Source organism: Enterobacter cloacae complex sp. (genome assembly GCF_900322725.1).
Classification (GTDB): Bacteria; Pseudomonadota; Gammaproteobacteria; order Enterobacterales; family Enterobacteriaceae; genus Enterobacter; species Enterobacter quasihormaechei.
This window is the reverse complement of record NZ_LT991957.1, coordinates 20,701-44,023: the sequence shown is the minus strand read 5'-3', so window position 1 is coordinate 44,023 and position 23,323 is coordinate 20,701. Positions and strand designations below refer to the sequence as shown.

Annotated in this window: 22 protein-coding genes; 18 read left to right on the top strand and 4 right to left on the bottom strand. The window is 55.4% G+C overall.

Features of this window, described 5'->3' with window-relative positions; genetic code table 11:
• Positions 1–28: 28 nt before the first annotated feature.
• Positions 29–280, top strand: coding sequence for a DUF2766 family protein (locus DBR02_RS00215; RefSeq protein ID WP_003859683.1), 252 nt, complete (start codon positions 29–31; stop codon positions 278–280).
• An 80-nt stretch (positions 281–360) separates the two neighbouring features.
• Here DBR02_RS00215 and DBR02_RS00210 read toward each other — a convergent pair whose 3' ends face one another.
• Together DBR02_RS00210 and DBR02_RS00205 are read right to left on the bottom strand one after the other, a co-directional pair.
• Entirely contained in the window at positions 361–1,704 is a 1,344-nt protein-coding gene (locus DBR02_RS00210; RefSeq protein WP_107533284.1) for an anaerobic C4-dicarboxylate transporter, read from the bottom strand.
• Between the two features lie 141 nt (positions 1,705–1,845).
• Entirely contained in the window at positions 1,846–2,349 is a 504-nt protein-coding gene (locus DBR02_RS00205; RefSeq protein WP_102751027.1) for a non-heme ferritin-like protein, read from the bottom strand.
• Positions 2,350–2,853: 504 nt separating this feature from the next.
• On the opposite strand from DBR02_RS00205, the gene DBR02_RS00200 reads away from it, so the two are divergent.
• The 6 genes from DBR02_RS00200 to otsA all read left to right on the top strand — a co-directional run bounded on the left by DBR02_RS00200 (position 2,854) and on the right by otsA (position 9,654).
• The gene (locus DBR02_RS00200) at positions 2,854–3,411 is read left to right on the top strand and encodes a DJ-1/PfpI family protein (protein ID WP_107533283.1); all 558 of its coding nucleotides are present in this window, start codon (positions 2,854–2,856) and stop codon (positions 3,409–3,411) included.
• 316 nt (positions 3,412–3,727) lie between these two features.
• Positions 3,728–4,717 carry an arabinose ABC transporter substrate-binding protein AraF gene (gene araF, locus DBR02_RS00190; RefSeq protein ID WP_017384422.1) on the top strand — a complete coding sequence of 330 codons (990 nt, stop codon included), beginning with the start codon at positions 3,728–3,730 and terminating at the stop codon, positions 4,715–4,717.
• 71 nt (positions 4,718–4,788) lie between these two features.
• Positions 4,789–6,303 (top strand): L-arabinose ABC transporter ATP-binding protein AraG, encoded by a 1,515-nt coding sequence (gene araG / locus DBR02_RS00185; RefSeq protein ID WP_107533282.1) that lies wholly within the window; start codon positions 4,789–4,791, stop codon positions 6,301–6,303.
• 14 nt (positions 6,304–6,317) lie between these two features.
• On the top strand, positions 6,318–7,298 hold the full coding sequence (gene araH / locus DBR02_RS00180) for an L-arabinose ABC transporter permease AraH (protein ID WP_063450143.1): 981 nt from the start codon (positions 6,318–6,320) through the stop codon (positions 7,296–7,298).
• A 153-nt stretch (positions 7,299–7,451) separates the two neighbouring features.
• Complete coding sequence (otsB, locus tag DBR02_RS00175; protein WP_107533281.1) at positions 7,452–8,255, top strand: trehalose-phosphatase; 804 nt, start codon at positions 7,452–7,454, stop codon at positions 8,253–8,255.
• On the top strand, positions 8,230–9,654 hold the full coding sequence (gene otsA, locus DBR02_RS00170) for an alpha,alpha-trehalose-phosphate synthase (RefSeq protein ID WP_107533280.1): 1,425 nt from the start codon (positions 8,230–8,232) through the stop codon (positions 9,652–9,654). The genes otsB and otsA overlap by 26 nt, the downstream gene beginning before the upstream one ends.
• A 15-nt stretch (positions 9,655–9,669) precedes the next feature.
• On the opposite strand, the gene uspC is transcribed toward otsA, so the two are convergent.
• The gene (uspC, locus tag DBR02_RS00165) at positions 9,670–10,098 is read right to left on the bottom strand and encodes a universal stress protein UspC (protein WP_107533279.1); all 429 of its coding nucleotides are present in this window, start codon (positions 10,096–10,098) and stop codon (positions 9,670–9,672) included.
• Between the two features lie 797 nt (positions 10,099–10,895).
• Between uspC and flhD the strand changes: the two genes are divergently transcribed.
• The 6 genes from flhD to cheW all read left to right on the top strand — a co-directional run bounded on the left by flhD (position 10,896) and on the right by cheW (position 16,301).
• Positions 10,896–11,246 (top strand): flagellar transcriptional regulator FlhD, encoded by a 351-nt coding sequence (flhD, locus tag DBR02_RS00160; RefSeq protein ID WP_003859693.1) that lies wholly within the window; start codon positions 10,896–10,898, stop codon positions 11,244–11,246.
• A 2-nt stretch (positions 11,247–11,248) separates the two neighbouring features.
• Positions 11,249–11,827 carry a flagellar transcriptional regulator FlhC gene (gene flhC / locus DBR02_RS00155; RefSeq protein ID WP_003859695.1) on the top strand — a complete coding sequence of 193 codons (579 nt, stop codon included), beginning with the start codon at positions 11,249–11,251 and terminating at the stop codon, positions 11,825–11,827.
• Positions 11,828–11,950: 123 nt separating this feature from the next.
• On the top strand, positions 11,951–12,838 hold the full coding sequence (gene motA / locus DBR02_RS00150) for a flagellar motor stator protein MotA (RefSeq protein ID WP_003859696.1): 888 nt from the start codon (positions 11,951–11,953) through the stop codon (positions 12,836–12,838).
• Positions 12,835–13,764, top strand: a complete 930-nt coding sequence (gene motB / locus DBR02_RS00145) for a flagellar motor protein MotB (RefSeq protein WP_022648511.1) — start codon at positions 12,835–12,837, stop codon at positions 13,762–13,764. The genes motA and motB overlap by 4 nt, the downstream gene beginning before the upstream one ends.
• Positions 13,765–13,768: 4 nt before the next feature.
• Complete coding sequence (gene cheA / locus DBR02_RS00140; protein ID WP_107533278.1) at positions 13,769–15,778, top strand: chemotaxis protein CheA; 2,010 nt, start codon at positions 13,769–13,771, stop codon at positions 15,776–15,778.
• A gap of 19 nt (positions 15,779–15,797) precedes the next feature.
• Entirely contained in the window at positions 15,798–16,301 is a 504-nt protein-coding gene (gene cheW, locus DBR02_RS00135) for a chemotaxis protein CheW (RefSeq protein ID WP_003859699.1), read from the top strand.
• 96 nt (positions 16,302–16,397) lie between these two features.
• On the opposite strand, the gene DBR02_RS00130 is transcribed toward cheW, so the two are convergent.
• The gene (locus DBR02_RS00130) at positions 16,398–17,657 is read right to left on the bottom strand and encodes a dicarboxylate/amino acid:cation symporter (RefSeq protein WP_063868444.1); all 1,260 of its coding nucleotides are present in this window, start codon (positions 17,655–17,657) and stop codon (positions 16,398–16,400) included.
• A gap of 426 nt (positions 17,658–18,083) precedes the next feature.
• Between DBR02_RS00130 and DBR02_RS00125 the strand changes: the two genes are divergently transcribed.
• Genes DBR02_RS00125 through DBR02_RS00105 form a run of 5 tightly spaced genes read left to right on the top strand, consistent with a single transcriptional unit; the run spans position 18,084 to position 23,309 of the window.
• On the top strand, positions 18,084–18,656 hold the full coding sequence (locus DBR02_RS00125; protein WP_063450136.1) for a spore coat protein U domain-containing protein: 573 nt from the start codon (positions 18,084–18,086) through the stop codon (positions 18,654–18,656).
• 7 nt (positions 18,657–18,663) lie between these two features.
• Entirely contained in the window at positions 18,664–19,212 is a 549-nt protein-coding gene (locus DBR02_RS00120) for a Csu type fimbrial protein (protein WP_063450135.1), read from the top strand.
• Positions 19,213–19,228: 16 nt separating this feature from the next.
• Positions 19,229–19,990, top strand: a complete 762-nt coding sequence (locus DBR02_RS00115; protein WP_063868445.1) for a fimbrial biogenesis chaperone — start codon at positions 19,229–19,231, stop codon at positions 19,988–19,990.
• On the top strand, positions 19,966–22,350 hold the full coding sequence (locus DBR02_RS00110; protein ID WP_107533277.1) for a fimbria/pilus outer membrane usher protein: 2,385 nt from the start codon (positions 19,966–19,968) through the stop codon (positions 22,348–22,350). The genes DBR02_RS00115 and DBR02_RS00110 overlap by 25 nt, the downstream gene beginning before the upstream one ends.
• A complete protein-coding gene (locus DBR02_RS00105; protein ID WP_107533276.1) occupies positions 22,347–23,309 on the top strand; it encodes a Csu type fimbrial protein in 963 nt (320 codons plus the stop codon). The genes DBR02_RS00110 and DBR02_RS00105 overlap by 4 nt, the downstream gene beginning before the upstream one ends.
• Positions 23,310–23,323 lie beyond the last annotated feature (14 nt).

Below are 23,323 nucleotides of genomic sequence, written 5' to 3'. Positions count from 1 at the left end.
ATGGCGGCCTTTCAATAAGGAGAAACCCATGTCACAAAACCTGAGCGCCGATCAGGAACTGGTATCTGACGTCGTCGCCTGCCAGCTGGTTATCAAACAAATCCTTGATGTGATTGACGTTATCGCGCCGGTAGAAGTGCGCGAAAAGATGTCGACCCAACTGAAAAACATCGATTTCACCAACCATCCTGCCGCGGCGGATCCGGTTACGCTCCGCGCGATCCAGAAAGCGATCGCGCTGATTGAACTCCGCTTCACGCCGCAGGGTGAGTCACACTAAAATAAACCGATGTTTTAAAATTAGAAACTGTTTTCTGATTTTGCGTTGAAGGGCGACAAAGCCTGTCGCCCTCAGAAAGGTCAGAAGAACGTCTGCACCAGCAGATAGCTCACCACGCAGGCGCAGCTGACGCCAATCAGTCCCGGCAGAATAAAGCTGTGGTTAATGATGAATTTGCCGATGCGGGTGGTGCCGGAGCGATCGAATCCGATACAGGCCAGATCGCTCGGATAGGTGGGCAGCACAAAGTAGCCGTATGACGCCGGGAAGAAGGCAACCAGCATTTTCGGATCGATGCCCAGCATCAACCCCATCGGGGCGACGGCGGTCAAGGCCGCGGCCTGGCTGTTGACCAGTTTTGAGACCAGAAACAGCACGATGGCATACGTCCAGGGATGGCTCTTCACGACCCCCTCCAGCGCCATTTTCAGCTCGTCGAGATGCGCCTGAAAAAAGGTATCGCTCATCCACGCCACGCCAAACACCGAGAAAATGGCGACCATCCCCGCCTTAAACACTGCCCCGTTTGAAATTGCCGATGCATTGACCTTGCAGGTCATCAGCATGACGGCCCCGGCGATCAACATCATCATTTGAATGACAAGATTCATCGACAGAGCCGTCATTTTACCTTTGATCTCAAAGGCCGGGCGTAGCGCTGGCACTGCCCCCAGCAGGACCACGACGGCAATACCGGCGAAGAAAATCCACGTTGACCAGTAGGCCTGTTTCGGGAAGCGCTGATCCATTAGCGTCTCCGTTCCCCCGTAGATAAACTCCCGCTGTTTCGGATCTCTCAGCTTTTCCTGAAACTCAGGATCGTCTGCCAGGTTCTTCCCGCGGCGTAAACTCCACAGCGCGGCGATGGCAACGCCACACAGCGAGGCCGGTACGGAGACGGCCAGGATTTCGAGGATCCCCCACGCGTGGCCGATGCCGTGTTGCGCACCCAGAATGGACACCAGCGACACGACGGCCACGGAAACGGGGGAGGCGGTGATCGCCATCTGAGATGCTACCGAGGCCACTGCCATTGGTCGTTCCGGACGTATGCCTTTTTTCAGGGCAATATCCGCGATAATGGGAAACATGGTGTAGACGACGTGGCCGGTCCCGCAGAGAAAGGTCAGTGTCCAGGTGGTAAATGGCGCGAGAAGGGTGATGTGTTGGGGATGTTTACGCAGCAGACGCTCCGCGAACTGCATCATCACGTTCAGGCCACCCGCAGTCTGTAGTGTGGCCGCGCAGCCGATGACCGCAAGGATCGTGAGCATCACGTCAACCGGGGGGTTACCGGGTTGCAGACCAAAGACAAAACTCAAAATAAACAGGCCGATGCCGCTTATCAGCCCCAGTCCCATACCGCCGAAGCGTGTGCCTATCAGCAGGCAGAGAATAATGACAATAAACTCAATGGTGATCATGATGCTCCCTCGTCAATGAATGTAATTAAACAAATCATTACACGATGCGTGGTTATTCATTGGGAGCGAGATCTGATTTGTTAAATGTCAGTAAAAGCAGGGAGTTGGTACCCACTCCCTGACAGGAGCGGGTGAAAGGGATTAGTGGTGCTGAACGGTGGCCAGGTCCAGAAGATGGCGGTCCGTCTGCTCCAGGCAAATACCCGCGCGCTTCGCGTTGCGGATTTCATCTGCGAGCGTTTTCAGCAGCATGCCATCCTGCTGCTGCTCTCTGTCCATATCACGTAAAAACCTGAAGGTCGTAATGTCCTGTTGCGCTTTGGCTTCATCAGCCAGCTTGCTCAGTGTCGCACAGCGCTGCTCATACTCTTCGAGCGTTTTCTGGAACAATTCTTCCAGAGAAGAGTAATTATCTTCAATCGTTTCAAGCTCTTTTACGGTGGGGTTTGCCCCGACGGCTTTTAAAAAGTTAAAGACACGCATCATGTGCGTGACGTTACTTTGCGCCTGAGTACGAAAGAAGGTGGCAGTGCCGTTGAGGCTTTTTCTGGAACACCACGCGCTCAAATGCAGATGCAGATTTGAAGCGTAAAACTCCAGGTTCATCTGGGCATTCAGTTTTTGCATCATCGTTTGGGTAGTCATACTCATATCCTTATTGACTGTGGGACTTGATGTCCGCTACTTAACCTGACCCGGCAGGTATTGACGATTGAATGGAAGAAAAAGATTTCTGCAAGGTAAAGAAACTCGAAAATTCACTTCCTGTGTTCGATTTAAATAAGCATACGCTTCTCTTTGAATTAAGAAAACTCTTAATTGGTCCGTGTTTACCATACATTACAAATTTAAATATAGCGCAGAATAGAAAACAGGCGATAAGGCGAGTTGTTTTTTAATTATATGATTTTATTGATTTAAAAAAGAATAACGCTCATTTTTATCGTTTCAGGAAACCTTCTTTGGCGGGAAATTCTGCGAAAGTGTTAAATGAGAAATAATATCTGCAAATATATCCTGCTGTAGGAAATTTGAGCTAAATCAATTTTACCGCAATATACGGTTCTGTGATCGCGTCGCAAGATTGTCATCTGACAAGGTGTAAAAATGAAACAATGTTTTATATCGTTTCATCCGTTGAGGTTTATGATGACTAAAGTTGCGGTGCTGTTGGCACCAGGTTTTGAAGAAGCAGAAGCGATTATCACTATTGATATTCTGCGCCGCTTGCAGATTGAGGTGGAAACGCTGGCCTGCACGGAGTCCCGTGCGGTAGTGAGTTACCACAACATTCCCATGGTGGCCGACAGTACGCTAACGGAGCGCAGTGAGACGCTTTATGACGCGGTGGTGTTACCCGGCGGGCCGCAGGGAAGCGTCAGCCTCGCGGCTAACCGCGAGGTGATACGCTTTATTTCCGCGCACGACGAGCGCGGCAAGCTTATCTGTCCCATCTGCTCTGCGGCAGCGCGGGTTCTGGGCGGAAACGGGTTGCTCAAGGGGCGCCGCTACGTCTGTTCCGGCGATCTGTGGGAAACCGTTATTGACGGGGTTTATGTGGATGCGCCGGTTGTGGAGGATAACAACCTTATCAGCGGCAAGGGCCTGGGACACGCTTTTGACTTTGCGCTGACGCTCTCTGCTCGTCTGTTGGGCGACGACGCCCCCGTTCGCGATCATGCGGAACACATCTATTATCCCTGGTAATTTCTCTGCCGGGCGCTCAGGCGTCCGGATGACAGGGACGTCTTAGCTGACCTTATGGATAATTCTGCTTAATCCCTTCCAATTTGTAGGACAATTACGGCCTTTTTTATGTCATTTTTCGCTGAATTTATGTACGCAATTACTGTAATTCTGCGGTGTGATGGCGCTCTCTTATGGATGATTAATTTCCCGCTAAAACTATCTCCAGCAATAACGCTTATGACGAGGTAAGCGCTAATGCCTTGTTTTAAGTCCGATTAAATAAGCTGTTCGCCATTATTCCCTACAGATAAGAATACTTAAGCTGGAGTTTACCATGCACAAATTTACTAAAGCGCTGGCGGCCATCGGCCTGGCTGCCGTTATGTCACAATCCGCTATCGCTGAAAATTTAAAGCTCGGTTTTCTGGTCAAACAGCCTGAAGAACCGTGGTTCCAGACCGAATGGAAATTTGCTGATAAAGCCGGGAAAGATTTGGGATTTGAGGTGATTAAAATCGCCGTGCCTGACGGCGAGAAAACGCTGAACGCCATCGATAGCCTGGCGGCCAGCGGCGCAAAAGGTTTCGTTATCTGTACCCCGGATCCAAAACTGGGTTCGGCTATAGCCGCGAAAGCGCGCGGTTACGATATGAAAGTCATTGCCGTGGACGACCAGTTCGTGAATGCCAAAGGCAAACCGATGGATACCGTTCCGCTGGTGATGATGGCGGCCACCAAAATCGGTGAGCGTCAGGGTCAGGAGCTCTATAAAGAGATGCAAAAACGCGGCTGGGATGTGAAAGAGACCGCCGTAATGGCCATTACCGCTGACGAGCTGGATACCGCCCGTCGTCGTACCACGGGCTCCATGGACGCGCTGAAGGCGGCCGGCTTCCCGGAAAAACAGATCTACAAAGTGCCGACCAAATCCAATGATATCCCGGGCGCCTTTGATGCGGCGAACTCCATGCTCGTCCAGCACCCGGAGGTGAAACACTGGCTGGTGGTGGGCATGAACGACAACACCGTGCTGGGCGGGGTGCGCGCAACGGAAGGTCAGGGCTTTAAGGCACCGGACGTAATTGGGATCGGCATTAACGGCGTTGACGCCGTGAGCGAACTGTCTAAAGCGCAGGCGACCGGCTTCTACGGCTCCCTGCTGCCAAGCCCGGATGTCCACGGCTATAAATCCAGTGAAATGCTCTACAACTGGGTGACTAAAGGGGTTGAGCCGCCGAAATTCACCGAAGTGACCGACGTGGTGCTGATCACCCGCGATAACTTCAAAGAGGAGCTGGCGAAAAAAGGACTGGGCGGTAAGTAATACGCTGTGATTGCGCCCCTCACTCGCCGTGAGGGGCCAGACGTACACACTACAGGAATCACGGAGTCGTTATGCAACAGTCTGATCCGTATCTCTCTTTCCGCGGCATCGGGAAAACGTTCCCCGGCGTAAACGCGCTGACCGATATCAGCTTCGACTGCTATGCCGGCCAGGTTCACGCCCTGATGGGGGAGAACGGCGCGGGAAAATCCACGCTGCTAAAAATCCTCAGCGGCAACTACACACCCACCACCGGTACGCTGGCCATTCGCGGCGAAGAGGTGGCCTTTGCCGACACCACGGCCGCGCTAAACGCGGGTGTCGCCATCATCTATCAGGAGCTGCACCTTATTCCTGAAATGACCGTGGCGGAGAACATCTATCTGGGCCAGCTTCCGCATAAAAGCGGCGTGGTCAACCGCTCGCTGCTCAACTATGAAGCGGGCTTACAGCTTAAGCACCTTGGGCTGGATGTCGATCCGCAAACACCCCTTAAGTATCTCTCCATCGGCCAGTGGCAGATGGTGGAAATTGCCAAAGCGCTGGCGCGTAACGCCAAAATCATCGCTTTCGATGAGCCAACCAGCTCGCTCTCCGCGCGCGAAATAGAAAACCTCTTTCGCGTGATCCGCGAGCTGCGCAAAGAGGGCCGCATCATTCTCTACGTTTCTCACCGTATGGAAGAGATTTTTGCCTTAAGCGATGCCATCACGGTGTTTAAGGATGGCCGCTACGTGCGCACCTTTACCGATATGGAGCAGGTCAATCATGACCAGCTGGTGCAGGCGATGGTCGGACGCGATTTGGGTGATATCTACCACTGGAAACCGCGCGAATACGGCCCGGAGCGTCTGCGTCTGGATAACGTTAAAGCGCCCGGCGTTCGCACGCCCATCTCACTCTCGGTGCGCAGCGGCGAAATCGTCGGGCTGTTTGGCCTGGTGGGGGCAGGGCGCAGCGAGCTGATGAAAGGGCTGTTTGGCGGTACGCGCATCACCCAGGGCCAGGTCTTCGTCGACGGGAAAAAGGTGGATATTCAGAAGCCTGCCCAGGCGATTAATGCGGGCATCATGCTCTGCCCGGAGGATCGAAAGGCCGAAGGCATCATTCCGGTACATTCGGTGCGCGACAACATCAACATCTCTGCCCGGCGCAAGTTTATCCGTGCGGGATGCCTGATTAACGATGGCTGGGAGGCGAGCAACGCGGATCACCATATCCGTTCGCTGAACATCAAAACCCCCGGCGCTGAACAGCTGATCATGAACCTGTCCGGCGGCAATCAGCAGAAAGCGATTCTGGGTCGCTGGCTGTCGGAAGACATGAAGGTCATTTTGCTCGACGAGCCGACGCGCGGCATCGACGTTGGGGCGAAGCACGAAATTTATAACGTCATCTATGAGCTGGCAAAACGCGGCGTGGCGGTGCTGTTCGCCTCCAGCGATCTGCCCGAAGTGCTCGGCGTTGCCGACCGTATCGTTGTGATGCGCGAAGGCGAAATTGCCGGTGAATTGTTGCATGAACAGGCGAATGAACAACAGGCGTTGAGTCTCGCCATGCCTAAAGTTAGCCAGGCTGTCGCCTGAGTAAGGAGTCAATGATGTCCTCTGTTACTACATCCGGAGCGCCGAAGTCGGCCTTCAGCGTTGGCCGCATCTGGGACCAGTACGGCATGCTGGTGGTTTTTGCCGCCCTGTTCGTTGCGTGCGCGATTTTTGTGCCAAACTTCGCGACCTTCATCAACATGAAGGGGCTGGGGCTGGCGATCTCCATGTCCGGCATGGTGGCCTGCGGAATGCTGTTCTGTCTGGCCTCCGGCGATTTTGACCTGTCGGTCGCCTCGGTGATTGCCTGTGCCGGCGTCACCACCGCCGTGGTCATCAACATGACCGAAAGCCTGTGGATCGGCGTATTTGCCGGGCTGATGCTCGGCGTGCTGAGCGGCCTGGTGAACGGCTTCGTGATTGCGCGCCTGAAGATTAACGCCCTGATCACGACGCTGGCGACCATGCAAATCGTGCGCGGTCTGGCCTATATCATCTCTGACGGTAAGGCGGTGGGGATTGAAGACGAGCGCTTCTTCACGCTGGGCTATGCCAACTGGCTGGGCCTGCCCGCGCCTATCTGGCTGACGGTCGCCTGTCTGATCCTGTTCGGTTTCCTGCTTAACCGCACCACCTTTGGCCGTAATACCCTGGCAATTGGCGGTAACGAGGAAGCGGCGCGCCTGGCGGGGGTGCCGGTTGTGCGCACCAAGATCATTATCTTCGTGCTCTCCGGGCTGGTATCGGCGGCGGCGGGGATTATTCTTGCGTCGCGCATGACCAGCGGCCAGCCAATGACCTCTATCGGCTATGAGCTGATTGTCATTTCAGCCTGCGTTTTGGGGGGCGTTTCTCTCAAGGGCGGCATCGGAAAAATCTCATATGTGGTGGCGGGGATCCTGATTCTGGGGACCGTGGAGAACGCCATGAACCTGCTTAATATTTCTCCGTTCTCTCAGTACGTCGTGCGCGGCCTGATCCTGCTGGCAGCGGTGATATTCGACCGTTACAAGCAAAAAGCGAAGCGTACCGTCTGATTTATTTTTAGCCACCAATATGCTCAACTATTAACCATAGTTGACCCCCTGACCGGCCCGCCAGTTTTGCTGACGGGCCGGTTGCTAAATGGCGAGCAGCGTCACACTGTCTATACTTACATGGCTGTTTTGCTAACCGTAAGGAGGATAAGGGTGGCTGACTTGTTAACCGCACCGCCTGTACTGCCCGGAAAATTTGCTTTCTTTTTTGACCTCGACGGGACGCTCGCCGGGATTGAACCGCATCCTGATGACGTCGTTGTACCGGATACGGTGTTAGAGAATTTGCAGCAGCTCTCACGACAGAACGAGGGGGCACTGGCATTGATTTCAGGGCGCTCAATGGCCGAGCTGGACGTGCTCGCCAGTCCTTATCACTTTCCGCTGGCCGGTGTACACGGAGCGGAGCGCCGCGATATCCATGATCAACTGCACATAGTTTCACTCCCCGATACGCTGATTCAGGCGCTGCATGCGCAACTCTCTTCGGCACTGGAACTGCTTCCTGGTACGGAACTGGAAGCCAAAGGCATGGCCTTTGCGCTGCACTACCGTCAGGCACCCCACCATGAGTCGGCGATCTTTGCGCTGGCAAGAAGCGTGGCGGACGCCCATCCGGAGCTGGCCTTACAGCCGGGTAAATGTGTGGTTGAGATTAAACCGGCAGGCATTAATAAAGGCGCTGCCATTGCAGCGTTTATGGCGGAAGCACCGTTCAAAGGGCGTACGCCTGTATTTTTTGGGGATGACCTGACCGATGAGGCCGGGTTCAGCGTGGTAAACCAGGCCGAGGGCATGTCTGTCAAGGTCGGGCCTGGTGAAACCGTTGCCGGATGGCGTCTGGAAAATGTCGCCAGCGTCTGGCAGTGGATATCTGACGTCGCTAACCAGCAACAACAACAAATAGCGCAAAACAACGGGAGAAATCATTATGGGTCGCTTAGTCGTCGTCTCTAATCGCATCGCACCGCCGGATGATAAAAAAGCCAGTGCCGGTGGACTGGCGGTCGGGGTATTAGGTGCCCTCAAAGCCGCGGGTGGTCTCTGGTTTGGCTGGAGCGGTGAAATCAGTAATGATGAAAAACCGCTAAACACGGTGTCGCGGGGCAATATCACGTGGGCCTCTTTCGCCCTCAGCGAAAAGGACTACGATGAATATTATTCCGAGTTCTCGAACGCCGTGCTGTGGCCTGCGTTCCACTATCGTCTGGACCTGGTGAAGTTCCAGCGTGAATCGTATGAAGGCTATATGCGCGTCAACGCGCTGCTGGCAGATAAACTGCTGCCGCTGATCGAAGAAGACGATATTTTATGGATCCACGATTATCACCTTCTGCCCTTCGCCAGGGAGCTGCGTAAACGTGGCGTGAAGAACCGCATCGGCTTCTTCCTGCATATTCCCTTCCCGACTCCGGAGATTTTTACGGCGCTGCCGCAACATGAAGAGATCCTGGAGGCGCTGTCCGATTACGATCTGCTCGGGTTCCAGACGGAAAACGACAGGCTGGCCTTCCTCGACAGCGTGTCGGGTAAAACGCGGCTTGTCACTCACGGCGGAAAATCTCACACCGCGTGGGGGCGAAATTTCCATACCGAAGTCTACCCGATTGGTATTGAGCCTGACGAAATCGCCGAGCAGGCCTCCGGCCCGCTGCCGCCGAAGCTTGCGCAGCTTAAGAACGAACTTAAGCACGTTAAGAACATCTTCTCGGTCGAGCGCCTGGATTACTCCAAAGGGTTGCCGGAACGATTCCTTGCTTACGAAACCCTGCTGGATAAATTCCCGCAGCATCACGGCAAGATCCGCTATACCCAGATAGCGCCAACCTCGCGCGGTGAGGTTCAGGCCTATCAGGATATTCGTCACCAGCTGGAGACCGAAGCAGGGCGCATCAACGGACGCTACGGCCAGCTCGGCTGGACACCGCTTTTCTATCTGAATCAGCACTTTGAGCGCAAAATCCTGATGAAGGTGTTCCGCTATGCTGACGTCGGCCTGGTCACGCCGCTGCGCGACGGAATGAATCTGGTGGCAAAAGAGTATGTTGCAGCACAAGATCCTGCTGACCCTGGCGTGCTGGTGCTGTCACAATTTGCCGGTGCGGCAAACGAGTTAACCTCAGCGCTGATTGTGAACCCTTACGATCGCGATGACGTGGCCAATGCCCTGAACCGCGCGTTAACCATGCCGCTTGCGGAGCGTATTTCACGTCATTCGGAAATGATGGAGACCATCGTTAAGAATGATATTGACCGCTGGCAGGCGCGTTTTATTGACGATTTGCGCGCGATCCAGCCGCAGAGTCAGGAAGGTGACCTGCAAAAAAAAATCGCGACATTCCCTAAACTCGCCTGATTTTCTCCGGGGGCATTAATTGCCCCCGAGAGGCACCAGCAGTACATCAACACGGCTCGATGAAACAATGGATTTTGCCGAGCAAGCCGCACGAGAAAAAAAGCTCTGGTTATGATTCCCGCATATAACCAGGTCAATATTCTCTTTCTGGCACATGTCGAGAATATGCGCGCTTAATTCACCCGTCGCGATGACGGTCTGATGAAACGGATAGTCTGCCTTCTGTGCCAGCTCTCGCAGAAATTGCTGCGTTTCCTCCTGCAACACCTCACGAATATCCTCCAGCATCGGCGCAGCCAGCTGATTATACATTTCGGGTTCGGCGGCCAGCGTGATCAGGCTGATGCGGGCGTTTGCGGGGCGGGCGATGGACACGGCTCGGGCGACAAGCTGATGGCTTTCGGGAGAAACAGCAACGGAAACAAGCAGATGGGAGTAACTCATCACGCACTCCTTTGATGTCAGAATGACAAGTTTCCCCAGCTTTACCGCGAAACTGACCTTACTGCAAGAGGTGAATACGTCATTAGTGTGAAGCTTATCATAATTATTCATTAATTATTCTTATAAGAAGAATAACTGAAAAGTTGGGCTAAATGAAAATAATTAACAACTTAACGTAAATCACACATTTAAGCTTCCGGGCGGTTTAGCCGGCTTAACGCAACGTCAACCCGACGAAGATCGTTACGCAACGAAACTGTTTTTTTGGTTGCCAACGTTAACTTGCTGTTTTTACTTTATTAATTAAATGTCGTTTCAGCGTGACGTTTTCCCCATAGCAGGTTATCGCGAATTTGCCCTGTTCTCGCCTATCCCAGACCCAATTTTCCCGTCCGGATGCATGAGTATTCGTTGCTTAAGAATATAAACAAGCTTCGGTTGGATGAAAAACACCCAAATTACAAGTCACACTGATGGATTTATGGGTTACATTCGCGTAAATTATGTGACGTAGATCACATTTTTTTTAAATTCCAGGGGGGGCTGCATTGTATGTGTCAAAACTGACGAGTAGAGTTTGCGTCGAATTAGGAAAAATCTTAGTTATTTGTAAGAAAAGATAAAATGTGTAACCGACATTTTGGCCATGTTAGCCGGTCACGCGCTTTACGACGTACAAACCTAAATTCAACTATGCATTTGGCCTTTTCTTTTTTATACCGGGTGATTTCCCGGCGACATCACGGGGTGCGGTCTTTCCGCATAAAAATAATAGTTGGTTATTCGGGATGGGAAAAATGCATACATCCGAGTTGCTAAAACATATTTACGACATCAATTTGTCGTATTTATTGCTCGCGCAGCGTTTGATTAGTCAGGACAAACCGTCAGCGATGTTTCGTCTGGGTGTTAACGAAGAGATGGCAACCATGCTGGGTGGATTAACCCTTCCGCAAATGGTCAAGCTGGCGGAAACTAACCAACTTGTCTGCCAGTTCCGTTTTGATAACCCCCAGACCATTACGCGTCTGACTCAGGAATCCCGCGTGGACGATCTGCAACAGATCCACACCGGTATTCTTCTCTCCACCCGCCTGCTCAACGAAATCAGCCAGCCTGATGACGTAGCCCGGAAGAAAAGGGCTTAACAATGAGCGAAAAAAGCATTGTTCAGGAAGCCCGTGACATACAGCTGGCGATGGAGCTGATCACGCTGGGCGCGCGTTTACAGATGCTGGAAAGCGAGACGCAGCTGAGCCGTGGACGTTTGATCAAGCTGTACAAAGAGTTACGTGGAAGCCCGCCGCCGAAAGGCATGCTGCCGTTTTCAACGGACTGGTTCATGACCTGGGAACAGAATATCCACGCTTCCATGTTCTGCAACGCCTGGCAGTACCTGCTTAAAACGGGCTTATGCAGCGGCGTTGACGCCGTGATCAAAGCCTACAAACTTTACCTTGAGCAATGCCCGCAGCAGGAAGAGGGTCCTCTGCTGGCGCTGACGCGCGCCTGGACGCTGGTGCGTTTTGTTGAAAGCGGAATGCTTGAATTGTCGCGCTGCAACTGCTGTGACGGCAATTTTATTACCCACGCGCACCAGCCTGCGGGCAGCTTCGCCTGTAGTTTGTGCCAGCCTCCATCCCGAGCCGTAAAAAGACGTAAACTTTCCCGGGATGCTGCCGATATTATTCCACAACTGCTGGATGAACAGATCGAACACGCTGTTTAACCCGAACCTGTGGGCAAGATTCCAGCAGCGGTAAGCCATTACCGCTGCTTTTTTTTACCCTGCGTTCCGGTCATGCGCTCGAGATGAACGTCCTGCCATAGTCACTAGCGGAAGGATGATGTCGTGCTTATCTTATTAGGTTACCTGGTAGTTCTCGGTACAGTTTTCGGCGGTTACATGATGACCGGCGGGCACCTTGGAGCACTCTATCAACCGGCTGAACTTGTCATCATCGGCGGTGCAGGGGTAGGGGCTTTTATCGTTGGGAACAACGGTAAATCGATCAAGGGCACGCTGAAGGCGATTCCGCTGCTGTTTCGTCGTTCGAAATACACCAAAAGCATGTATATGGATCTGCTGGCGCTGCTCTATCGTCTGATGGCGAAGTCACGTCAGCAGGGGATGTTCTCGCTGGAGCGGGACATCGAAAACCCGAAAGAGAGCGAAATTTTCGCCAGCTACCCGCGTATTCTGGCCGATGCGATGATGCTCGATTTTATCGTCGATTACCTGCGCCTGATCATCAGCGGCAACATGAACACCTTCGAAATTGAAGCCCTGATGGACGAAGAGATCGAAACCCACGAAAGCGAATCTGAAGTGCCAGCCAATAGCCTGGCGCTGGTGGGCGACTCGCTTCCGGCCTTCGGGATCGTGGCGGCGGTTATGGGCGTTGTTCATGCCCTGGCCTCGGCGGATCGCCCGGCGGCAGAGCTGGGCGCGCTGATCGCCCACGCGATGGTGGGAACCTTCCTCGGTATTTTACTGGCCTACGGCTTTATCTCCCCGCTGGCGAGCGTGCTGCGCCAGAAGAGCGCCGAAACCACCAAAATGATGCAGTGCGTGAAAATTACGCTGCTCTCAAACCTCAACGGCTATGCACCACCGATCGCCGTCGAATTTGGTCGTAAAACGCTCTACTCCAGCGAACGTCCGTCGTTTATCGAACTGGAAGAGCACGTGCGTGCGGTGAAAAACCCTAACCAACAGACGACCACCGAGGACGCATGAAAAACCAGTCCCACCCGATCGTCATCGTAAAAAAGCGCAAGCATAAGGGGCACGGGCACGGTTCTCACGGCTCCTGGAAAATCGCCTACGCCGACTTTATGACCGCCATGATGGCCTTCTTCCTGGTGATGTGGCTGATCTCCATCTCCAGCCCGAAAGAGCTTATCCAGATTGCGGAATATTTCAGAACGCCGCTGGCGACGGCGGTCACCGGCGGGCCGCGTATTTCGAACAGCGACAGCCCGATCCCCGGCGGCGGTGACGATTACACCCAGCAGCAGGGCGAAGTCAAAAAACAGCCTAACATCGACGAACTGAAAAAACGGATGGAGCAGGCGCGCCTGAAAAAACTGCGCGGCGACCTGGATCAGCTGATTGAAGCGGACCCCAAACTGCGCGCGCTGCGTCCGCATCTGAAGATCGACCTGGTACAGGAAGGGCTGCGCATTCAGATCATCGATAGCCAGAACCGACCGATGTTCAAAACCGGCAGCGCCGACGTGGAGCCCTATATGCGCGATATTCTGCGCGCGATTGCACCGGTGCTGAACGGCATTCCTAACCGCGTGAGCCTGTCCGGTCACACGGATGATTTCCCGTACGCCACGGGCGAGAAGGGATACAGCAACTGGGAGCTTTCTGCCGATCGCGCCAACGCCTCGCGACGCGAGCTGGTGGCGGGTGGGCTTGATGATGGCAAGGTCCTGCGCGTGGTCGGCATGGCTGCAACCATGCGCCTTACCGACCGCGGACCGGATGACGCCATCAACCGTCGTATCAGTCTTTTAGTGCTGAACCAGCAGGCGGAGCAGGCCATCCTGCACGAAAACGCCGAAAGTCAGAATGAGTCACTGGACGATTTAAAACAGCCTGGGGCCGTCCCTTCGGCTGCCGTTCCAACATCGCCACCAGCCAATCCGAGGTGATAGCGTGAGCATGGATATTACCGATTTTTACCAGACATTTTTTGATGAAGCCGACGAACTGTTGGCCGATATGGAGCAACATTTGCTGGATCTGGTGCCTGAAGCACCGGACTCAGAACAGCTCAATGCCATCTTCCGTGCGGCGCATTCCATTAAAGGCGGAGCCGGCACGTTTGGATTTACCATTTTGCAGGAAACGACCCATTTAATGGAAAACCTGCTGGATGAAGCACGACGCGGTGAGATGCAGCTCAATACCGACATTATCAACCTGTTTTTGGAAACGAAAGATATTATGCAGGAACAGCTCGACGCCTATAAAAGTTCGGCAGAGCCTGATGCCGCCAGCTTTGAATACATCTGCAACGCGCTGCGTCAGCTCGCGCTGGAAGCCAAAGGTGAGGCGTCTGCGCCCGTTGTCCCTGCGGCAAAACTGAGCGTTGTTGACGCCGTTGCTGAGCCAGATACGGCTCCTGAAGCGCCCGCAGGGAAACTGCGCGTGGTGCTGTCACGCCTGAAAGAGAACGAGGTCAACCTGCTGGAAGAGGAGCTGGGTAACCTGGCGACGCTCAGCAACGTGGTGAAGGGCAAAGACAGTCTGGCCGCGACCCTCGACGACGGTATCGGCCAGGACGACATCGTGGCGGTGCTGTGCTTCGTTATTGAAGCGGATCAGATTGCTTTTGAAACCGACGCTGCGGCGGTTGAAGCGCCCGCTGCGGAAGAAAAGGCCCCTGCGATGGTCCCTGCTGCCCCTGCGCTGAAGGCCGTGCCTAAAGAGACGGCATCGCCGGCGCGCGGTGAAAAACCGGCGGCGCGTTCCAGCGAGTCCACGAGCATTCGCGTGGCGGTAGAAAAAGTGGATCAGCTGATCAACCTGGTCGGTGAACTGGTGATCACCCAGTCGATGCTGGCCCAGCGCTCCAACGAGCTGGACCCGGTGACCCACGGGGATCTCATCACCAGCATGGGTCAGTTACAACGTAACGCCCGCGATTTGCAGGAATCGGTGATGTCCATCCGCATGATGCCGATGGAATATGTCTTCAGCCGCTTCCCGCGCCTGGTGCGCGACCTGGCCGGCAAGCTCAACAAGCAAATCGAACTCACGCTGATGGGCAGCTCTACCGAGCTGGACAAAAGCCTGATTGAACGCATTATCGACCCGTTAACGCACCTGGTGCGTAACAGCCTCGACCACGGCATCGAGCTGCCGGAAAACCGCGTGGCCGCCGGGAAATCGCCGGTTGGCAACCTGATCCTCTCTGCGGAACATCAGGGCGGCAACATCTGCATCGAAGTGACCGATGACGGCGCGGGCCTGAACCGCGAGCGTATCCTGGCGAAGGCGATTTCGCAGGGGATGGCGGTCAACGAAAACATGACCGATGAAGAAGTGGGCATGCTGATTTTTGCCCCGGGCTTCTCAACCGCAGAGCAGGTCACCGATGTTTCCGGCCGTGGCGTGGGCATGGACGTGGTGAAACGTAACATTCAGGAGATGGGCGGTCACGTTGAGATCCAGTCTAAGCAGGGCGCGGGCACCACGATTCGTATACTGCTGCCGCTGACGCTGGCCATTCTTGACGGTATGTCCGTTAAAGTGGCGGACGAAGTCTTTATTCTGCCGCTGAACGCGGTGATGGAATCCCTCCAGCCGCGTGAAGAAGATCTCCATCCGCTGGCGGGCGGCGAGCGCGTGCTTGAAGTGCGCGGCGAGTACCTGCCGCTGGTGGAACTGTGGAAAGTGTTCGAAGTGGACGGGGCAAAAACCGAGGCGACGCAGGGTATCGTTGTGATCCTGCAAAGCGCCGGGCGCCGCTACGCGCTGCTGGTCGATCAGCTGATTGGTCAGCATCAGGTGGTGGTTAAGAACCTGGAAAGTAACTACCGCAAAGTGCCGGGGATCTCTGCTGCCACCATCCTGGGTGATGGTAGCGTCGCGCTGATCGTCGATGTATCGGCACTTCAGGGATTAAATCGTGAACAACGTGTGGCGAACACAGCCGCCTGATTAAGTAAAAGGTAATAACATGACCGGTATGAGTAACGTAACGAAACTGGCGGGCGAGCCATCTGGGCAGGAATTCCTGGTTTTCACTTTAGGGGATGAAGAGTACGGGATCGACATTCTGAAAGTGCAGGAAATTCGCGGTTACGATCAGGTAACGCGCATTGCGAACACGCCAGCGTTTATCAAGGGTGTGACCAACCTGCGCGGTGTGATTGTGCCTATCGTGGATCTGCGCGTGAAGTTCAGCCAGGGCGACGTGGAGTACAACGACAACACGGTGGTGATTGTCCTGAATCTGGGGCAGCGCGTGGTAGGGATCGTCGTGGACGGCGTGTCTGACGTGCTGTCGCTGACCGCCGATCAAATCCGTCCTGCGCCGGAGTTTGCGGTCACGCTGTCGACGGAATACCTGACGGGTCTGGGTGCGCTCGGCGAGCGTATGCTGATTCTGGTCAATATTGAGAAGCTGCTGAACAGTGAAGAGATGGCGCTGCTGGACATCGCGGCGAATCACGTGGCATAAAACAAAGCCGGGTGGCGCTGACGCTTACCCGGCCTACGTGTTCGAGCCATTTGTAGGCCGGGTAAGGCGAAGCCGCCACCCGGCTCTTTTGTAACCTTACGCCTCCTGCTCCACCAGCTCTGCCTCCGCTTCCCGCGCCCCTTCATTCTGCGACAGCATCGCCGTCGCAATCCCGTTCCCCAGCACGTTGATAGCCGATCGCCCCATATCCAGGAAATGGTCAATTCCCATCAGCAGCAGGATCCCGGCGACCGGAATGTTAAAGCTCGGAATGGTTGCCGCCAGCACCACCAGCGACGAGCGCGGTACGCCCGCAATACCCTTCGAGGCCAGCATCAGCGTGAGCATCAGCACCGTCACCTCGGTGAAACTCAGGTGAATATTGTACGCCTGGGCGATAAACATCGAGGCGAACGAGCAGTACACCATGGAGCCGACCAGGTTAAATGAATAGCCGATTGGCAGGACGAAAGAGGCGATATTACGTGAACAGCCGAAGCGCGCTAGCTGCTCCAGCGTTTTTGGGTATGCCGCTTCTGAACTGCTGGTGGTAAACGCCACCAGCACCGGATCCTTCAGCATCGCCACCAGACGGAAAACCTCTTTTTTCAGCACCATGTAACCGACCGCCAGCAACACCAGACAGGTCAGGAGGATCGCCACATAGTAACCACCAATAAACGAGGCATAGTTCAGCAAAATGCCCAGCCCCTGCGTGGCAATCACCGACGAGATCGCTGCAAAAATGGCCAGCGGCGCAACGTACATCACGTAGCCCGTCACTTTAAGCATAATGTGGGACACCACATCCAGCGCCGCGACCAGCGGGGCGTTGAATTTTTGGCCCAGCGACGCGCCGCCAATGCCGAAGAACATCGAGAAGACCACAATTTGCAGGATCTCATTGTTGGCCATCGCGCCGGCAATGCTGGTTGGAATGGTGTGTGACAGGAAGGCTTTCAGCGACATCCCGCTCACGGCCAGGCCGGTATCAACCGTCTCAGTAGGAATGCTCAGGTTCAGACCGCTGCCGGGTTGTTCAAGGGTAACGATAAACAGCCCCACCAGAATGGAAAGCACGGACGAGCTGATAAACCATACCATCGCTTTACCACCGACGCGTCCAATCGTCGACGTTTCACCCAGCCTCATAATGCCCACCGTCAGGGTGCTGAACACCAGCGGGGCAATCACCATTTTAATCAGCCGCAGGAAGATATCGGTCAGCAGCGTAATGTTCTCCGACCAGGCCTGTATCGCGTCGGGCGATGCATATTCATGGATCGCTGCACCTGAAAGAATACCCGCCAACATGAAAATCACGATGAAGAGCGTGAGTTTGTTTGCACTTGCCACAAAAAGATCCTCGATGCGCTAAAAGAGTTTCCTGCGTCAATGCATACAAAATTTTTATTTAAGCGCAGGAAAATATTCGGGGCATAAATTGAAGTAAAGCGGGGTGAGTTACAACTTGTTTTTAATTTTTATGAAATTCGTTGTTTTGCAGGTCACGATATATTGTGACGCAGATCACACTACAGGCGATATATCCTCAAGCTAAGCAAGAATAATGCCTCTTTTTTTTTGCTAACTCTTTGTAATGTTTGTTAATAGTCTGTTAATTCGGGCGAAGTTGACCGCTTTTTGATGAAAGTGGTTGAAGTGCTAACCATAAACTAAATTCTCAGTAACCGCGCCGGGGAATGTTTTAGCGGGGCTAACATATTGAACAGTATGAATAAAATATAGCAAGCGAACCTATAATCTTCTGGAGAGTGGTAAATGAAAAGAAAACTTCTTTTTATCTGCGCGGGCACGCTGCTGACGGCGACAACGGTCGGTCAGGCTCTCGCGGTCACCAGTAGCGGCACTATCGGCGCGACGCTGACGCTGACCAACGGCTGCTTGATCAACGGCTCGCCAACGCAAAACGGCATTAACTTCGGTACGCTCGATTTCGGCACCCATCCTGCTACGTTTTCCACGCTGACAACCCAGTTAACCGGTGCCAGTGGAGGAAACACCTTTACCATTCAATGTACCACCGCCAGCTATACGGTGGCGATCACCGGCAACACCAACGCTACCGCACCCGGAACCGTCGTCGGCACCCCAGGTACGCCGGGCCGCTATTTGGTGAACACCGCCAATGCGGCGCAGGGCGTTGCCTACAGCCTGTTCAGCGACAGCGGTTACAACAACGTGGTTGCGAACAATGCCGCGCTGCCGGTTGCCTCTACGGCGGGTGGGGTGGATAGCTACACCCTCTACGCACGCATTACGGGCGGCGGTAATAGCGTAACGGTCGTACCGGGAACCTATACCGACACGATTAACGTCAGCGTCACCTACTGATTCAGCCATGAAGGCACTGTGTTTATGTCTGCGCGTCAGCGCAGAGGGCCTCGTGCACCCTTTTTTGGCCCTGTTCGTCGGGCTGGTGCTGCTCCCCGACGCCAGGGCGGTGACGTCCCAGTCATTCAGGGTGAGCGCGACGGTGGTACCCGGATGCTCGGTAAGCACCGGCACCGGCGGGCGTTTCGGTACGCTAAATTTCGGGACCCGCAGCGGTGTGGAAAGCGCGCCGGTCAGCACCAGCTTTGTCGCCGACGGCGCGTTGTCCATTGCCTGTACGCCGGGCGTGGCGCTAAGCATGAGCATTAACGGCGGGCAGAACTACAGCTCGGTGCGGCGGATGACCCGTTCAGGCGGGACGGAGGTGGTTGGATACCGCCTCTACAGCAGCAGCTCTCTGGCCGCAAACAGTGAAATTGGGGTTAACCAGGCCATACCGATTACCTATACCAACAGCAATAACATCGCGCTGCCTCTTTTTGGCGTCGCGCTGCTGACCGGGTTTAGCCCGTCAGGAACTTATTCAGATCAACTCACCGTGACCTTGTCATGGTAGGAAAGGGAGAGCATCGATGAAGCCATTTTTCAGGCGGTCAGGCCTGATAAGTCTGTTGGGGGTGACGGCCCTCGCGGCGGTAAAGGCGCAAGCAGCGGCAACCATTCTTCTGTGGCCCATCGATCCGTGGCTTTCGGCAGAGGCCAAAGCCACTGAATTGTGGATCCAGAACCAGGGCAACAGCGCCACGACAATGCAGATACGTATTGTGCGCTGGAAACAGGAGGGCGGATATGAGCGTTACACTGCCCAGCAGGATGTGGTCGCCAGCCCGCCGATTGTGACCATCGCAAACGGCAGTAAACAGCTTATTCGCCTGATCAAGCAGGGGACGATCCCGTCGGGCGTCGAGCAAGCCTACCGGATTATCGTGGATGAAATTCCCCAGCCGGATGCTAAAGCGGAACCGTCCCTCGGCCTGAAACTGCAAATGCGCTACTCCATTCCTTTATTCGTCTACGGCCAGGGGATCCCCACCCTCAATGAAGGAGCGCATCACGCGCTGGCGAACACGCAGCAACTCAGCTGGCGGGTCATTCAGGAGGAGGGAAAACCCGCGCTTCAGGTCCGCAATCAGGGGAACGTTCACGTCAGGCTCAGCCAGGTTGCGGTTGAGCAGGGCGGGCAAAAACGCACGGTTGCCGAGGGGCTACTGGGTTACGTGCTGCCTGGCAGCACCCGAAGCTGGCCGCTTCCGGCAGGGATTTATCAGCCGAATCGGATGAGCGCGCAAATTAATGCCAGGGATACGCAATGGCAATCGACGCCCGACAGCTGAAACCGGCGATGATGATCCTGCTTTGCGTCAGTACCAGCGCCTTTGGCGAAACCGGCGACGACAGTTTACCGCCACCGCCGGACGCGCAGACGATGAACGGTGAAGCAGTATTCCAGCTCGCCCTGGTGCTGAACCACTATGACACGGGTCTGGTGGTGCCGGTGACGCAGCGCGAGGGCGCCTGGTATATTTCAGGGGCAGATTTGCTTCGCGCCGGGCTGCCGCCGGAGCATGTGCCTGCCGGAGAGGTGAACCTTTCAACGCTTTCATCGGTACGCGTGGAGTATGACAGCAGCGCCCAGCGGCTAATGCTGACGGTCCCCCGGGATTGGGTTGCGGCGCGGATCACCTCGTTTAACGGTCAGAGCGCGCAAAGCAAACCGCATTATGGCCGGGGTGCGCTGCTCAACTACGACGTTTATACCAACCATACCGAGCACACGGGCGGCCAGGCATCGCTGTGGCATGAGTTCCGCTATTTCAACGAAGACTATTCGTTTTCTTCAACAGGGTACGCCCGACAGAATTTCGCCGGAAGCAGCGGGCAGCAGGAAGGGTACGTGCGTTATGACTCGACCCTGCTGATCACCAACGAAGAGGATGCCACCACCTGGACCGTCGGGGACGTTATCAGCGATGCGCTGAGCTGGAGCACCAGCGTGCGCATGGGCGGGATCAGCTACGGGCGCGACTTCTCCCTGCGTCCGGATCTGGTGACCTGGCCGCTGCCGGAGTTTTCCGGTGAGGCGGCGGTGCCGACCTCGGTCGATCTGTTTATCAACGGCTACCGTTCCGGCTCCACCCGTCTTCAGCCGGGGCCGTTTACCCTCACTAATCTGCCGTATATCAACGGCGCGGGAGATGCGGTACTGGTTACCACCGACGCGCTGGGGCGTCAGGTGAGCACCACACTGCCGTTTTACGTCAGCAGCGATGTGCTGAAGCAGGGGTTAAGCGACGGCGCCGTGACGCTGGGCAGCCTGCGGCGCAACTACGGTATAGACAATTTCGATTATGGCCCGGCGGCGGGCAGCGGATCGTATCGCTACGGGGTGACCGACTGGCTCACGCTGGAAGGGCACGCGGAAGGGGCGGAATCGCTGGCGCTCGGCGGCGCGGGCACGGTGGTGAAGCTCGGGCGTTTTGGCGTGGTCAATACCGCTTATACCCAAAGCCGGATGCGCGGCGACGAAGGGGGACAGATGAACTGGGGCTATCAGTACAGCACCAGCGAGTTTAGCGTAGCGACCCAGCATACCCGACGCGATCGCGGCTTCGGCAACCTCGCCCTGTACGATCAGCCCACCGTTTATGATGAATATGATAACCCCATTGCCAGCCTGAGCCGCAATACCGACCAGTACTCCTTAACCTTTAACCTCGGTGATTACGGCAATATCGGCGCGGCGTGGATCGGCGTTGAGAGTTTTGACAGCCGCAAAACCGAGTTGCTTAACCTCTCCTGGAGCCGCAACCTGTGGGGCTCAAGCAGTATTTATCTGGCTGCCAGCCGTGACCAGCAGCGAGGCGACTGGACGGTTGCGCTGTCGTTGCAGGTTCCCCTCGGCGAACGCGACAGCGCCGCCGTCACCTTTGAAAACACGCCTGACGCAGGCAGCACGCAACGCATTAACTATAACCACTCGATGCCGTCTGACGGCGGCTTTAGCTGGAACATGGCCTGGGCCAACCAGTCGCGGTCGAGTAACTATCAGCAGGCCACCCTCGGCTGGCGCAATAACAACGTTGAGCTTCAGGGCGGCGGCTACGGCGAGAAGGGCATGATGACCTGGTGGGGCGAGGCGATGGGATCCATCGTGCTGATGGACGGTGAACTGTTTGCGGCGAACAAAATCAACGACGCGTTTGTGGTGATCAGCACCGACGGACACCCGGACGTACCCGTCAGCTACGAGAACCAGCCGGTCGGTAAAACCAATAACAAAGGCTACCTGCTGGTGAGCGGCGTTTCCGCCTACTATCCGGCAAGCTACCGCATTGATACCCTGAACCTTCCGGCAGATACCCGGCTGAAGGAGACCGAACGTCGGGTAGCGATTCGTCGGCATAACGGCTATCTGGTGGATTTCCCGATGGAGCAAGAGCGGGTAGCCAGCGTGATCCTCCACGATGCGCAGGGCTATGCGATCCCGGTGGGAAGCCAGGTCAAACGCGCGTCCCGCAGCAGCGCGGTTGTCGGCTATGACGGCCTCGCCTGGCTGGAAAACCTCAACGATGTGAACCCACTGGAGGTTATCACCCCGGACGGTAAACGCTGTACCGCAACGCTGACCGTGGGCGCAAACCCCGAGCATAAGCTGCAAACCTACGGTCCGCTGACCTGCCGGGAGGCGCCATGAAACGTTTGATGATAGCCATACTGCTGCTGTTCTCGGGCAGCGGCTGGGCGGCCTGCACCGTCAGTACGGTGAACGCCTCGTTTGGCAGCGTCACCTCGTTCGCCCTGAGCAGCACGGGGGAGGTGCAAACCACCGGCACGCTGGTGGTCTCCTGCGATACGGTCCTCAACCTCCTCACCAACGACTCGGTGACGCTGACCTACACCTCGGCGTCGATAGCCGCCAACAGCCGCGCCACCATGAAACGCACCGATAACGCGGCTATCGCGGACGTTATCCCCACGCGCCTGTGCGGTGCCACTGGCTGTGGCGGGAACAGTGAAGTGCAAATCAGTAAATCCTATACCTGGAGCGGCAACACCCTGCTCGGGCTGCTGGGGTCCAGACGCTACAACATTCCCCTTTATTTCCGTACCGTGCCGGGGCAGAACGTCACGGCCGGGCCGTACCAGGTGTTGCTAACGTTCAGCATCAACTACAACGTGTGCGCCGTTGGCGCGGTCGGGGCGTGCCTGACCCCGCAAACCGGCACGGCAACCACCTCTATCCTCCTTAATATGACCGTCACCAACGATTGCAGCACCATGACCACGCCTGACGTGAACTTCAACAGCGCGCCGCTGGTGCAAAATTTCCCCACCGTTTCGCAGTCGATCGCCGTCACCTGCACCAAAGGCAGCACCTACACCATAGGGATAAACAATGGCGCAAACGCCCTGAACAACGTTCGTCGTATGGTTAGCGGCAGCAACTTTATGAGTTACGACATCTATAAAGAGGCGACCAGCAACCGCTGGGGCGGAAGCGGCAGCGAGCGCTGGGCCAGCGCCAGCTCGTCCCAGGTCAGTACCGACGGGCTTTTACGCACCTACAACTACACCGCTAAAGTCCTGACCAGCCAGGCCACGCCGCCTGCCGGAACCTACAGCGACACGCTGATTGTTGACGTCGCGTTCTGATCCTCCGCGCTTTT